At 51.4% G+C, this 14,433-nt stretch carries 12 protein-coding genes; 11 read left to right on the top strand and 1 reads right to left on the bottom strand.

What is annotated here, in order from left to right; translation table 11 throughout:
• Positions 1-3: 3 nt before the first annotated feature.
• The 9 genes from murD to lpxC all read left to right on the top strand — a co-directional run bounded on the left by murD (position 4) and on the right by lpxC (position 10,345).
• Positions 4-1,338: a UDP-N-acetylmuramoyl-L-alanine--D-glutamate ligase gene (gene murD, locus ABY802_RS02760; RefSeq protein ID WP_372625478.1), complete on the top strand. Its 1,335-nt coding sequence runs from the start codon at positions 4-6 to the stop codon at positions 1,336-1,338.
• The gene (gene ftsW / locus ABY802_RS02755; protein ID WP_372625477.1) at positions 1,335-2,546 is read left to right on the top strand and encodes a cell division protein FtsW; all 1,212 of its coding nucleotides are present in this window, start codon (positions 1,335-1,337) and stop codon (positions 2,544-2,546) included. Before murD ends, ftsW begins: the two co-directional genes overlap by 4 nt.
• Complete coding sequence (gene murG / locus ABY802_RS02750; RefSeq protein ID WP_372625476.1) at positions 2,539-3,624, top strand: undecaprenyldiphospho-muramoylpentapeptide beta-N-acetylglucosaminyltransferase; 1,086 nt, start codon at positions 2,539-2,541, stop codon at positions 3,622-3,624. The genes ftsW and murG overlap by 8 nt, the downstream gene beginning before the upstream one ends.
• Positions 3,621-5,075 carry a UDP-N-acetylmuramate--L-alanine ligase gene (gene murC / locus ABY802_RS02745; RefSeq protein WP_372625475.1) on the top strand — a complete coding sequence of 485 codons (1,455 nt, stop codon included), beginning with the start codon at positions 3,621-3,623 and terminating at the stop codon, positions 5,073-5,075. Before murG ends, murC begins: the two co-directional genes overlap by 4 nt.
• Positions 5,072-6,049, top strand: coding sequence for a D-alanine--D-alanine ligase (locus tag ABY802_RS02740; protein WP_372625474.1), 978 nt, complete (start codon positions 5,072-5,074; stop codon positions 6,047-6,049). The genes murC and ABY802_RS02740 overlap by 4 nt, the downstream gene beginning before the upstream one ends.
• Before the next feature lies 1 nt (position 6,050).
• On the top strand, positions 6,051-6,806 hold the full coding sequence (locus ABY802_RS02735) for a cell division protein FtsQ/DivIB (RefSeq protein WP_372625473.1): 756 nt from the start codon (positions 6,051-6,053) through the stop codon (positions 6,804-6,806).
• Entirely contained in the window at positions 6,803-8,038 is a 1,236-nt protein-coding gene (gene ftsA, locus ABY802_RS02730) for a cell division protein FtsA (RefSeq protein WP_372625472.1), read from the top strand. Before ABY802_RS02735 ends, ftsA begins: the two co-directional genes overlap by 4 nt.
• A 25-nt stretch (positions 8,039-8,063) precedes the next feature.
• A complete protein-coding gene (ftsZ, locus tag ABY802_RS02725; protein ID WP_372625471.1) occupies positions 8,064-9,224 on the top strand; it encodes a cell division protein FtsZ in 1,161 nt (386 codons plus the stop codon).
• A 209-nt stretch (positions 9,225-9,433) separates the two neighbouring features.
• Positions 9,434-10,345, top strand: a complete 912-nt coding sequence (gene lpxC / locus ABY802_RS02720; RefSeq protein ID WP_372625470.1) for a UDP-3-O-acyl-N-acetylglucosamine deacetylase — start codon at positions 9,434-9,436, stop codon at positions 10,343-10,345.
• Positions 10,346-10,480: 135 nt separating this feature from the next.
• On the opposite strand, the gene ABY802_RS02715 is transcribed toward lpxC, so the two are convergent.
• Positions 10,481-10,942, bottom strand: a complete 462-nt coding sequence (locus tag ABY802_RS02715) for a DciA family protein (protein ID WP_372625469.1) — start codon at positions 10,940-10,942, stop codon at positions 10,481-10,483.
• Between the two features lie 212 nt (positions 10,943-11,154).
• Here ABY802_RS02715 and secA point away from each other — a divergent pair, with 212 nt between their 5' ends.
• Together secA and mutT are read left to right on the top strand one after the other, a co-directional pair.
• A complete protein-coding gene (gene secA / locus ABY802_RS02710) occupies positions 11,155-13,899 on the top strand; it encodes a preprotein translocase subunit SecA (RefSeq protein ID WP_372625514.1) in 2,745 nt (914 codons plus the stop codon).
• A complete protein-coding gene (mutT, locus tag ABY802_RS02705; protein ID WP_372625468.1) occupies positions 13,883-14,314 on the top strand; it encodes an 8-oxo-dGTP diphosphatase MutT in 432 nt (143 codons plus the stop codon). The genes secA and mutT overlap by 17 nt, the downstream gene beginning before the upstream one ends.
• Positions 14,315-14,433 lie beyond the last annotated feature (119 nt).

Genomic DNA, 14,433 nt, shown 5'->3' with positions numbered 1-14,433 from the left:
CAGATGCAATCGAACCTTAACGCCAAACGCATAGCGGTAGTGGGGCTGGGCCTGTCAGGTCTGGCCACGGTGCGCTTTTTGCTGGCGCATGGGGTTAGACCGGTACTGATGGACAGCCGCAGCAAGCCCGCCGGGCTTGAACAGATTGCTGCCGATAAAGTAGATGGCATTTACCTGGGTGAATTTGACGCTAACCGCCTGGCACAGATGGATATGATTATTATCAGTCCGGGCCTGGCAACTAGCCATCCTGCTATCCGCTTTGCCAAAGCCCAGGGTGTGGAAGTAATAGGTGATATTGAACTGTTTGCCCGTTTTAATCAGAAACCGGTTATCGCCATTACCGGCTCTAATGGTAAATCGACCGTGACTACCCTGGTGGCTGAGATGCTGCAGCAAAGTGGTCTTAACGCTGTTGCGGCGGGTAATATTGGCTTACCAGTACTCGACGCGCTGCGCCAGCAGGATACAGAGGTATTTGTACTGGAGTTATCAAGCTTTCAGCTCGATAGCACAAGTAGTCTGCGAAGCCGTGCCAGTTGCGTGCTGAACGTCAGTGCGGATCATCTTGATCGCTATGCTGATATGGCGGCCTATACCGCATCAAAACAGCGGGTGTATCAACACACTGAACTGGCGGTTTATAATCAGGCCGACCCCTTAACTTACCCAGCAGCTATCACTGATGCTGCAACACCATTAGCCATTAGTCTGGACAACACGGATTACGGTATCGTTGAACAACAAGGCCAGTTATGGCTGAACGTTGCTGGTGAACCCTTATTACCGGTCAGTCAATTGGGTATTACCGGCAGTCATAACCAGTTTAACGCACTCGCAGCAGCAGCACTGGCACTTAGCGCAGGAGCCAGCCGGGATGCTATTGCCCGCACGTTGCGCCAGTTCAGCGGTCTGGCCCATCGCTGCCAGCTGGTGCTGGCTCACAACGGTGTGCGCTGGGTAAATGACTCCAAAGCCACCAATATTGGCGCCACGCTGGCAGCGATAGCCGGCTTGCGATCGGATGTAAAAGGCAAGCTTATTCTGATTGCTGGCGGCGATGCCAAAGGTGCCGATCTGAGCGAGCTGCGCCCGGTACTCACGCGTGACGTTAATCATGTCATTACCCTGGGGCAGGATGGTCCTGCGATTGCCGCACTGCATTCGCACGCTACCGAGGTAAAAGACTTAACCGCAGCAGTAAAGCAAGCTGCCAAACTGGCCCAAAGTGGCGACATGGTGCTGTTATCGCCAGCCTGCGCCAGCCTCGATATGTTTAAAAGTTATGCGCAGCGCGGTGAGTTATTCGCCAAGGCCGTCAGGGAGCTGAAATCATGAAACAGCTTATCTTAACTCCCTGGAAGAGTGCCTGGCAAAACCCGTGGCATGCGGTCAGTGCGCTATGGCGCCGCGATGACAATGCGCCTTATGACCAACTGTTTCTAACGTTACTGATGCTTATTCTGGCAATAGGTGTGGTGATGGTGACCAGCGCCTCAATGCCGGTTGCCGAACGACTATTTGATAATCCGCTGCATTTTACCATTCGCCATCTGGTGTATCTGGGGATCGGCCTGACCATGGCGGTGCTGGTGCTTCGGGTACCGGTAAGCTGGTGGCATCGCGGTAACATGTGGTTATTGTTGCTGGGTATCTTACTACTGGTAGCCGTGCTGTTGTTTGGTCGAAATGTTAACGGCAGTACCCGCTGGTTATCTTTGGGTCCTATTGGTCTGCAAGCGGCAGAGCCGGCCAAGCTGTTCTTTTTTGTCTATCTGGCCAGCTATCTGGTACGGCGGCACGAAGAGGTACGAGATAACCTGAAAGGATTCCTGAAACCGCTGGCGGTATTGTTTTTGTTTGCGGTATTGCTGCTGATGCAGCCTGACTTAGGCACCGTTATTGTGATGTTTGCCACCGCCGTGGCATTGCTGTTTTTAGCCGGCGCGAAAATTTGGCAGTTTTTGTGTTTGCTGGCAACCGGCCTGCTGGCCATTGGCGTGCTGATTGTTTATAGCGAATATCGCTGGAAGCGAGTAACTGCTTTTCTTGATCCCTGGGCCGACCCTTTTGGCAGTGGTTACCAGTTAACTCAATCGTTAATGGCGTTTGGCCGTGGCGGCTGGTTTGGTCAGGGGCTGGGTAACAGTATTCAGAAGTTGGAGTATCTGCCTGAAGCACACACCGACTTTATTCTGGCGGTTATTGCCGAAGAGACCGGTTTTGTTGGGGTGGCAATACTGATGAGCCTGATTTTTGTGCTGGTTTACCGTGCGCTATGGATAGGCCAGCGCGCATTATCAAAACAGTTAAGTTTTCACGGCTTTATGGCCTACGCCCTGGCAATCTGGATTGGTTTTCAGGCGGCTGTCAATGTCGGTGTCGCCACCGGTGCGCTGCCAACCAAAGGCTTAACCCTGCCGTTTGTCAGTTCAGGCGGCAGTAGTCTGGTTATTATGTTAATTGCCACGGGGTTATTATTACGCATTGATTTTGAAGTGCGACTTAAAGGCAAACAGGCCCTGAGCGGAGGCAAACATGGCTAAACCGCTGGCACTGATTATGGCAGGTGGCACCGGTGGCCACATTTTCCCGGCACAGGCTGTTGCCAGTGCACTTGCGGCTGATGGCTGGGATATCGCCTGGCTTGGCAGTACCGACCGGATGGAAGCGCAACTGGTACCAACGTTTGGGTGGCCATTTTACGGCATTAATGTTGCCGGTCTGCGTGGCAAAGGCCTGGCCAGCAAGTTGCGCGCGCCCTGGATGATCGCTAAAGCGCTATGGCAGGCGGGCAAAGTGTGCCGGCAGCTTAAACCAGCTGTTACCCTGGGCTTCGGCGGTTATGCCAGTGGTCCGGGCGGACTGGCCAGCTGGTTGCATGGCACGCCGGTACTTATTCATGAACAAAATGCTATCGCAGGCAGCACCAACAAGCTATTGGCCAGGTTAGCGAAACATATTCTGGTAGCGTTTGATAGTGCCTTTAAAGGCAACGCAAAGCGAAAGCTGGTTGGTAATCCTATCCGTGCAGACTTATTGGCCTGCCGGGCCAACCGGCCGGAAAGTGCCAGCCTGAATATTCTGATTATTGGCGGTAGCCTCGGCGCGCAAGCGTTAAATGACGCATTGCCGCAGCAATTGGCCGAGCTGGCAAAAAACGGGGCTGTTGCCGTGCGCCACCAAACCGGAAAAGCCATGTTAGCGCAGGTAGAGCAGGCGTATCAGCCACTTCGTGCCAGCGGCAGTGTGGCTGAGGTGAGTGCCTTTATTGACGATATGGCAGCAGCCTACCGCTGGGCAGATGTACTAATTTGCCGGGCCGGTGCGCTGACAGTAAGCGAAGTGGCCGCCGTGGGCGTAGCCGCCATTTTTGTGCCGTTGCCCGGTGCGATAGATGACCATCAAACGGCCAATGCCCGGGTGCTAGCTGATCGCGACGCTGCCGTTTTATTGTCGCAACAACAATTACAACAACAGGGCGTGCAAGCGATTTTAATGCCCTGGTTAACTGATAAAGAGCCGCTGCAGCAGATGGCACAACGTGCCAGTGCGCTGGCAACCGACGATGCGGCAGGGCAAATAGCCGTGCTGTGCCGGCAAGTAACAGGACAAGTAGTATGATGACCACCCTGCAAAATAAAAAACAGGCGATGCGCCGGGTAGAGCGGATCCATTTCGTTGGGATTGGCGGTGCGGGTATGGGCGGTATTGCCGAAGTTCTGCTAAACGAAGGCTACAAAGTAACCGGCTCCGATCTGGCGTCAAACCCGGTAGTGGAGCGCCTGGTATCGCTGGGAGCTAACGTTAAATTTGGCCATCATGCCAGCCAGATAGATGGTGCCAGCGTGGTGGTGGTTTCCAGTGCCATTAAAGCCGCAAACCCTGAAGTGGCCGCGGCACTGGCCCAGCGTATTCCGGTGGTACGCCGTGCTGAAATGCTGGGCGAGCTGATGCGGTTTCGCCATGGTATTGCCATTGCCGGTACCCACGGTAAAACCACAACCACCAGCTTACTGGCTTCTATTTTTGCTGAAGCTGGCACCGATCCGACCTTTGTAATTGGTGGTTTGCTTAATTCCGCAGGCTCTAATGCGCGTTTAGGTGCCGGTCGTTACTTAATTGCTGAAGCTGATGAAAGCGATGCCTCTTTCCTGCATTTACAGCCAATGGCCACGGTAATTACCAATATTGAAGCCGACCATATGGACACCTACGAAGGTGATTTCGAAAAGCTGAAAGATACTTATCTGGAGTTTTGTCACAATTTGCCGTTTTACGGCATGGCGGTAATCTGTATCGACGACAAAGTGCTACGCGGCCTTATTCCGTCAATTGGCCGCACCGTGCTGACTTATGGATTCAGCGACGATGCAGACTATAAAATTACTGCGTTTAGCCAGCAAGGTACCCGTAGCTTTTTTGTGATAACCGATCCGGCCGGCAACCAGCGTGAAGTGCAGCTGAATTTACCGGGTAAACACAATGCATTAAATGCCACGGCGGCTTTCGCTCTGGCCGCCGATGAAGGGATCAGCGAGCAGGCCATACTGGCAGCGCTGGGCAAATTTGAAGGCATTGGTCGTCGCTTTCAGCAATACGGTGAGTTTGATACCGGTCGTGGCAAAGCCTTATTAATTGATGACTATGGCCATCATCCGACTGAAGTTGCGGCCACAATAGCTGCTGTACGCAGTGCCTGGCCTGAGCGGCGCCTGGTGATGGCGTATCAGCCACACCGCTTTAGCCGCACCCGCGATTTGTATGAAGATTTTACCCAGGTATTGTCCAGTGTCGACAAGTTACTGCTGCTGGAAGTGTACTCGGCCGGCGAAGCACCGATAGCCGGTGCCGACAGCCGTAACCTATGCCGTTCTATCCGCGCCCGGGGTCAGCTGGAGCCAGTTTATGTGGCCGAACCGAAAGCTCTCGCAGGCGCGCTTGCCGAAGTGTTGGAAGATGGCGATGTGGTGCTAACCCAGGGGGCCGGTAATATTGGCACCCTGGTAAAAGAGCTGGCAGTAGCGAAACTCGACATTAACCAGTTAAAGCAAATGTCGGAGGGCACAACATGAGCGATGCCATCAGCAATTTTGGCAAAGTGGCCGTGATGTTTGGCGGCTACTCAGCGGAGCGTGATGTATCGCTGCGATCAGGTAAAGCGGTACTTAATGCCTTGCAACAAGCCGGTGTTAATGCCGTGGCCTTTGATCCGGCTGAGCAGCCCTTAACCGCTTTGATGGGTGACGTGAAGGCCGAGCGGGTGTTTATTGTGTTACATGGCCGTGGTGGAGAAGACGGTACCATGCAGGGCGCCTTGCAATTACTGGGGTTACCTTACACCGGCAGCGGCGTACTGGGCTCGGCGCTGGCCATGGACAAAATTCGTTGCAAGCGGTTATTTCTGGCGCAAAACCTACCAACAGCCGCGTTTGCGGTGGTGCATAACGATACCAACGACTATGCGCAATTATTATCCGATCTGGGTGGCAAGGTCATGGTAAAGCCAGCTAATGAAGGCTCCAGTATTGGCATGAGTGCCGCCAGTAACGCTGCTGAACTGGAGCAGGCAATAGCTGCTGCGCTTAAATACGACAGCGAAATTTTAGTGGAACGTTGGATTAACGGCCGGGAATTTACCATCGCCATTCTGGGTGACACGGTGTTACCCATTGTCGAAATGCGTACACCACGCGCGTTTTACGATTACGAAGCGAAATATCAGGCAAACAGCACCGAATATCTGTGCCCGGCGCCGTTAACTGCCGAGCAAACTGCAGCCATGCAAGCTGATGCTCTGGCCGCTTTTAAGGCAGTAGGTGCCAGCGGTTGGGGCCGGGTCGATTTAATGTTAAACCAGCAGGGCGAGCACTTTTTACTGGAAGTGAACACGGTACCCGGCATGACAGAAAAATCTCTGGTGCCGATGGCAGCAAAAGCGGCAGGCTTAAGTTTTAACGAGCTGGTGCTGCAGATTTTGCAGCAAACTCTTGATGGCAACACTCATGCTGGCAAAGCGGTATTAAATACCAAAGTACAGGACCACTAGCATGAGTTTACGCCAGGTATATCAGCAACTAAATCACAGGCCCGGTTTCATCGGCGGCCTGCTGTTTTTTGTGCTGGCTCTGGCATTACTGACCTGGGGCGGTATGCAGGTTCATAGCTGGCTGCAAAGTCAGCAGGGCGCACCGATAAAACAGGTGCGGTTATACGGTGACTTTCAGCATATTCAGCAGCAGGTATTACAACAACAGCTGCAGCGGGAATATGTGGGTAATTTTTTTCGGGTAAACGTTGATCAGGTGCAGCAGTTCCTGCAGCAACAACCCTGGGTGTATCAGGCAGCCGTGCGCAAACAATGGCCCGATACCTTAGTGGTGGTTGTCACAGAGCAGCAGCCGGTCGCAATCTGGAATCAGCAGCACTTGCTCAATAATAAAGGGGAGTTATTTATCGCCCCACTAAGCGAGCTGGTTTCAGCCTTGCCAAGGCTGCACGGTCCGGATGGTAGTGAGCAGGATGCACTGACAATGTTTCGCCATATGCAAAATTTGCTGCAGTTAAATCAGTTTAGTGCTGAGCAACTGTGGTTAACCGAACGGTTTTCCTGGCGTTTGCAACTGCAGGGTGGTTTGGCGCTGAAACTGGGGCGGCAGGACACCATGAAGCGCTTACAACGTTTTATTGAATTATACCCGACGATGCAAAATCACCGGGAGCAGGAATTAGCTGAAGTCGATTTGCGCTATGACACCGGCATTGCCGTGCGTTATGCCAATACGGAGCCAAAGAGAAAAGCATGACAAAGTCGATAGAACGAGATCTGATCGTAGGGCTGGATATCGGTACTGCACAGATAAAAGCCGTAGTAGGCGAAATCACCCCTGACAACCGGCTGAGCATTGTCGGGGTGGGTACCCATGCCTCGCGGGGCATGGATAAAGGCGGCGTTAACGATTTAAACCTGGTGGTGCAGGCTGTACAGCGGGCGATTAATGAAGCGGAGCTGATGGCGGACTGTCAGATCTCGTCGGTTTACCTGGGTATAACAGGTAAACATATTCGTTGTCAGAACGAGAGCGGCATGGTCCCAATTAATGATACCGAAGTAACAGCTGATGATGTTGCCAGCGTTATTCACGCGGCAAAATCGGTGCCTATCTCGGCTGAGCGACGCATGTTGCATGTGCTACCGCAAGAGTTCTCGGTAGATATGCAAGAGGGTATCAAAAGCCCGGTGGGCATGTCAGGGGTAAGGATGGAGGCTAAAGCCCATATCATTACCTGTGCCAACGATATGGCGAAAAATATCGAAAAATGTGTTGAACGCTGCGGCCTGCAGGTTGACCAACTTATTTTTTCGTCACTGGCGTCAAGCTATGCGGTATTAACCGACGATGAAAAAGAGCTGGGTGTCTGTGTGGTCGATATGGGCGGTGGCACCATCGATCTATCTATTTATACCAATGGTGCGCTGCGTCATACCGCTGTTATTCCGGTGGCCGGCAACCAGGTGACCAGCGATATTGCCAAAATTTTTCGCACACCGATAAGTCATGCAGAAGATATTAAGGTGCAGTACGCCTGTGCTCTGCGCAGCATGGTAGGCAAAGAAGAAAGTATTGAAGTGCCAAGTGTGGGCGGCCGGCCAGCGCGATCAATGTCGCGTCATACCCTGGCCGAAGTAATCGAGCCCCGTTATCACGAACTGTTCGAGCTGGTGCTGGAAGAAATTCGCAGTTCTGGCCTGGAAGAACAAATTGCCGCCGGTTTAGTGCTTACCGGGGGTACTGCCAAGATGGAAGGGGCAGTAGAATTTGCCGAAGACGTGTTTCAGATGCCGGTGCGGGTTGGCCAGCCAATGCATGTCAGCGGGTTAAAAGAGTATGTACAAGATCCGGCCTACGCCAGCGTAGTCGGGTTATTGCTGTATGGCAAAGATGTTCGGGCCCAGCAAAAAAGCGCGGCGCAAAGCCGCGATCCAGTTAGCAGCTTGCTGAAAAAAATCAGCAGCTGGTTCAAAGGTGAGTTTTAAAGAGCGTAAAAACGGAGAGAGAGCTATGTTTGAGTTAATGGAAAACCACAGCCAAGAAGCTGTAATTAAAGTAATAGGTGTTGGCGGCGGTGGCGGTAATGCTGTCGAATATATGGTTGCAAGCAACATCGAGGGTGTTGAATTTGTGGCGGCTAACACTGACGCCCAGGCCCTGCGCAATTCATCTGCCAATGTCACCCTGCAATTAGGTGCCGGTGTGACCAAAGGCTTAGGCGCTGGTGCTAACCCGGAAATTGGTCGTCGTTCGGCCGAGGAAGACCGCGAAACGATCAAAAAAACCCTGCAGGGCGCAGATATGATCTTTATCGCTGCCGGTATGGGCGGTGGTACCGGGACTGGTGCTGCGCCAATTGTCGCTGAAGTAGCGCGTGAGTTGGGTATTCTAACGGTAGCAGTAGTGACCAAACCGTTCCCGTTCGAAGGAAAAAAACGCACTGCTTATGCTGATGAAGGTATTTTGGAGCTAAGCAAATACGTTGATTCACTGATCACTATCCCGAACGACAAACTGTTAAAAGTGCTGGGCAAAGGCACCAGTTTGCTGGATGCGTTTAAAGCGGCTAACAACGTACTACTGGGCGCAGTACAGGGTATCGCTGAATTAATTACCCGGCCAGGTTTGATCAACGTCGACTTTGCCGACGTACGTACGGTAATGTCTGAAATGGGCACTGCCATGATGGGTACCGGCCGCGCGTCAGGCCCTGATCGTGCTGAAGAAGCCGCCGAGCAGGCGATTTCAAGTCCGCTGTTAGAAGATATCGATTTATCAGGTGCTAAGGGTATTCTGGTTAACATCACTGCCGGCCTGGATATCAGCATTGAAGAGTTTGAAATTGTTGGTAACGCGGTTAAAGCGTTTGCATCTGAGAATGCCACAGTGGTAGTGGGTGCGGTTATCGACCCGGAAATGCACGACGAGCTACGGGTAACCGTAGTGGCTACCGGTATTGGTGCTGATCGCCGGCCGGATATCAGCCTGGTGCCAAGCCATCGTGCTGAGCCGGCTCACGCCTACGTGCAGCAGGGTAACACTATGCGCCATGCTGCACCGGCGCCTAATCCGCACAAAGAAGAAGCGGCGCAAACAAAAACGCAGCCAGAAAGCAAAGGTGGTATCGATATCTTTGATATCCCGGCGTTTTTGCGTAAGCAGGCAGATTAATCTGCCTGTAGTGACCGGTTGTAAAGGCCTGATGCACTGTTGGTGAAACAGAAAGAATATTAGTAACAGTTGAAGTTAAGCTGCTGTTCAGCTGGTATTGGCCAACATAACGGCTAGTTGGTTTCGCCGTTACATTGGTAATGTTACCGAAGTTGTGCTAAGCTTCGCCGCCATTTTGTGATTGCTTAAAAATTGAGCAGGAATGAATTATGATTAAACAACGTACCGTCGCTAAAACAGTCAGTACTATTGGTGTTGGGTTACACAAGGGTGAAAAGGTTACGCTCACTCTCCGGCCTGCACCTGATAACACGGGCATTATGTTCCGTCGTGTTGACCTGGAACCGATAGTAGACTTTAAAGTTTCCCCCGAAATGGTGGGCGACACGGTAATGTGTACGTGTTTAATCAACGAACAGGGTGTGCGCCTGTCTACCACCGAGCATTTAATGGCTGCTATTGCTGGTCTGGGTATTGATAACCTGATTATTGAAGTCGATTCAGCTGAAATTCCGATCATGGATGGCAGCGCCAATCCGTTTGTTTACCTGCTGCTGGAAGCTGGCATCAATGAACAGAAACTGGCGAAGAAATTCATTCGGATTAAGCGCCCTGTGCGGGTAGAAGACGGCGATAAATGGGCGGAAATCCGCCCTCATAACGGTTTTAAAATCGATTTTGCTATCGACTTTGATCACCCGGTTATTGCTGAAACCACCCAGCGCATGCAAATGGACTTTTCGGCTGCTGGTTTTATCAAAGACATCAGCCGGGCCCGAACCTTTGGCTTCCTGCATGACATAGAATACCTGCGGGCCAATAACCTGGCATTAGGTGGCAGTTTTGACAATGCAGTAGTACTGGATGAGTTCCGGGTATTAAATCAGGACGGTCTGCGTTACGAAGATGAGTTTATCAAGCATAAAATTCTGGATGCGATTGGTGATTTATATATGGCAGGTTACAGCGTACTGGGCGAGTTTGTCTCATATAAAACCGGTCATGCTTTAAATAACCAGCTGCTATGCGCCGTATTAGCCGAGCAGGAAAACTGGGAATTTGTCACCTTTGAAGACAAAGCCCATATGCCCATCTCGTACCTGGCACCGCAACTGGCATAATTATTATCTTCACTATAAAAGGCCGACTTTATGTCGGCTTTTTTGTTCCCAAAAAAACAGAAAAAGGGTCAGAGTGATTTAACTTGCCCCGGCTCGTTCCTAAAATAATGGAAAAAGGGTCAGAGTGATTTTAGTTTACTTCGCCAGTAGTCTGGCCAGGGCCTGTTTTACTTTGTCGTCGCTGTGTTTCAGGGTTTCGTTAAGCGCGCTGCGGGCAGCGTCTGACAAGCTTTTTGTCGGCAGTGATGCTGCGGTTTTAGCCTCGGCTTGAGCCTGCTGTCGGGGAAGCTGCCCATGAGGCGACACTTCGATATCAATTCCGGCTAAATCAGGCAAGATTTTTTGCCGGAAATTGTCTAGAATGGCATCGCGCTGCATCTTTAACCGGTTTGCCCAGCCTGGCGATTGACATAAAATAACAGCTCGCCCGGCATTAATGCTCGACACCTGACAAAAGCTCAGTTGTTCCAGCTGTAAAATACGGCATAACTCGGCGTTTAATTTGCGAACAAGTTCATACTGTTGCTGCATCGATGCCAGAGAGCTCTGGCCAAACAGCTTGGTTAAATCTTCGGGTTTATGACTATAGCGTTTCATCAACAGCGTACTTATCGGGCTGAACAGCGGGCCGGATAAGTGTAACAGGTTTTATCGGTGCTGCTACTGTTAGCCAGACTTGAATCTTATCGTGGCTGGCACCATATCCTGCCAATAGCCGTTTTTGCCGGCAGGCAGTAACTTACAACGACAATAAATAACTGGCCTGGCCAGGGCTGCAAAGCAGTTTTAACTTAAATGGTATCTGGATGATGTTTGGAAAAATTTTCGCCAAATTAGTTGGCAGCCGTAACGACCGCTTTTTGAAAAAACAACAGAAACAGGTGCAGCAGATCAATGCGCTGGAAGCCGAATATCAGGCATTAAGCGACGAGGCGCTAAAGCAAAAAACAGCCGAGTTTAAACAGCGGATCGAACAAGGTGCCAGTTTAGAAGATATCCTGCCCGAAGCGTTTGCCACGGTACGTGAAGCCAGTACCCGGGTGTTTAAAATGCGCCATTTCGATGTGCAGTTGCTGGGCGGTATTGTGCTGCACCAGGGCCGTATTTCTGAAATGCGTACCGGTGAAGGTAAAACCCTGACCGCGACCTTGCCAGCATACTTAAATGCGTTAAGTGGCAAAAGCGTGCACGTTATTACCGTGAACGATTACCTGGCCCGGCGGGATGCTGAAACCAACGAGCCGCTTTTCAGCTTTTTAGGCTTAACTGTGGGGGTAAACGTCCCAGGTTTGGCGCATCAGGCTAAGCAGCAAGCATATCAGGCCGATATTACCTACGGAACCAACAACGAATTTGGCTTTGACTACCTGCGCGACAATATGGCATTTTCACCGCAAGACCGCGTGCAGCGCGACCTGGCGTTTGCCATTATCGATGAAGTTGACTCAATATTAATTGATGAAGCGCGCACGCCGCTTATTATCTCCGGCCCCGCCGAAGACAGTTCTGAGCTGTATAAGAAAATTAATACTCTGGTTCCGCAACTGGAAAAGCAGGAAAAAGAAGACGAAGAAGGTAACCATGGCGACGGCCACTTTACTGTGGACGAAAAAGCCCGTCAGGTTTACTTAACTGAACAAGGCCAGATCAAAGTAGAAGACATGCTGCGTGAAGCAGGCATGATAGAGCAGGACGATACCTTATTCTCTGCTGCCAATATCACCCTGTTACACCATGTGTATGCGGCGCTGCGTGCGCACCAGCTGTTTAAGCGTGACGTTGACTACGTGGTTAAAGAAGGTGAAATCGTTATTGTTGACGAACATACCGGCCGTACTATGGAAGGGCGGCGCTGGTCTGAAGGCTTGCACCAAGCGGTGGAAGCTAAAGAAGGCGTACGTATTCAGAACGAAAACCAGACCCTGGCCTCGATTACGTTCCAGAACTACTTCCGTTTATACAACAAACTGGCCGGTATGACCGGTACAGCCGACACTGAAGCGTTTGAATTCCAGCAAATTTATGGTCTGGAAACCATCGTGGTGCCAACTAACCGGCCGATGGTACGGAACGATATGGCCGATCTGGTGTATTTAACGGCTGAAGATAAATATAACGCTATCATTGAAGACATTATTAAAGCCCGAGACGCTAAGCGCCCGGTGCTGGTGGGTACCGCCTCTATTGAGAGCTCAGAATACCTGTCTGGTTTACTGAATAAAGCGAAAATTAAGCATCAGGTATTAAACGCCAAGTTCCACGCGAATGAAGCGCAGATTATTGCTGATGCCGGCCGGCCGGGTACGGTAACAATTGCTACTAACATGGCAGGTCGGGGTACCGATATTGTGCTGGGTGGTAGTTTACAATCTGAACTGGCGGCGCTTAGCGAGAAAACCGACGACTCTGTTGCCAAGATCACGTCCGACTGGCAACAGCGGCACGACGAGGTTATTGCCTCAGGCGGCTTGCACATTATAGGTACTGAGCGGCACGAATCACGCCGCATCGATAACCAGCTGCGTGGGCGTTCGGGTCGGCAGGGTGATCCGGGTTCATCGCGCTTTTATCTGTCACTGGACGACACCTTAATGCGTATTTTCGCCTCCGACCGGATGGCAGGCATGATGCGTCGCCTGGGAATGGAAAAAGGTGAAGCCATTGAACACCCGTGGGTAAGCAGGGCTATTGAAAATGCTCAGCGCAAGGTCGAAGCCCGCAACTTCGACATCCGTAAGCAATTATTAGAATTTGACGACGTCGCAAACGATCAGCGTAAAGTAGTATACGAGCAACGTAATGAGCTACTGGATGCCACTGACATCAGCGAGACCGTCAGTGCGATTCGTGAAGACGTGGTCGATTCGGTGATCAGTCAGTATATTCCGCCGCAGTCACTGGACGAAATGTGGGATATCCCAGGCCTGGAGCAGCGTTTAAAAGCTGACTTCGCGTTAGATTTGCCGGTAAGCCAATGGCTGGCCGATGATAAAAAGCTGTTTGAAGAAAAACTGCGCGATAAAATTCAGCAGGAATTTAATGACGGGTATAAACAGAAAGAGCAGATGGTTGGGGTAGACGTCCTGCGCCAGTTTGAAAAAGCCATTATGTTACAAAGCCTGGACACCCACTGGAAAGAGCATTTAGCGGCAATGGATCATCTGCGCCAGGGCATTAACCTGCGCGGTTACGCCCAGAAAAATCCGAAACAGGAATACAAGCGTGAAGCGTTTGAATTGTTCTCGAATATGCTGGATGAGTTAAAAACTGACGTAATTGGTATTTTAAGCCGGGTGCAGGTTAAAGCCGCAGAAGATGTTGAGGCCGTAGAAGAGCAGCGCCGCAAGGCTGATGCCGTGCCGCACAATTATCAGCATGCAGATGCCGGCCAGATGGGTGCAGATGTACCGGCCGATGTATCACCAGCACGAGCAACTCCTGGCGCAGCCATGCCAGCCCCGGTGGTGAGAGATGGAGAAAAAGTGGGCCGCAACGACCCGTGTCCGTGTGGTTCTGGTAAAAAATACAAACAATGTCATGGCAAACTTAGCTAAGACTAACGTCAGCAAGCCAGCAACGTCCCTGCCAAAGCTGCATGTGGCAGTGGGCGTTATAGTTCGTCAGCAGCAGGTATTGCTGGCACTGCGCAATGCTAAGCAACATCAGGGTAATAAATGGGAATTTCCCGGCGGTAAGGTTGAAGCGGGTGAAACCGTTGCTGCAGCGCTGGCCCGTGAGCTACAGGAAGAGCTGGCCATTACCGTCATGTCTGCTGAACCTTTTATGCTGCTTAATCATTGCTACCCCGAGCGCGAGGTTATCCTGGATATATGGTTAGTCACGGCGTTTAGCGGTACCCCCAAGGGTGTCGAGGGGCAGCCGCTACAGTGGGTCAATATCGCCGATCTAACCACTATTACCTTGCCAGAAGCCAACCAGCCCATAGTACAGCGTTTACAGCAGCGCTAACGCGTTTAGTGTTGTGGATTCAGTGCTGGTAGTAATTAGTCGTTAATTTTCATTCTTAGTGGTTAAACTGGCTAATGCTTCTGTAAAGCCCCTAAGCGAAAACTTCAACTGGCGTGGTG

It is taken from the genome of Arsukibacterium sp., from assembly GCF_041616895.1.
Taxonomy (GTDB): domain Bacteria; phylum Pseudomonadota; class Gammaproteobacteria; order Enterobacterales; family Alteromonadaceae; genus Alishewanella.
Note: the sequence above shows the minus strand (reverse complement) of the source record. Positions and strands in the feature narration are given on the sequence as shown.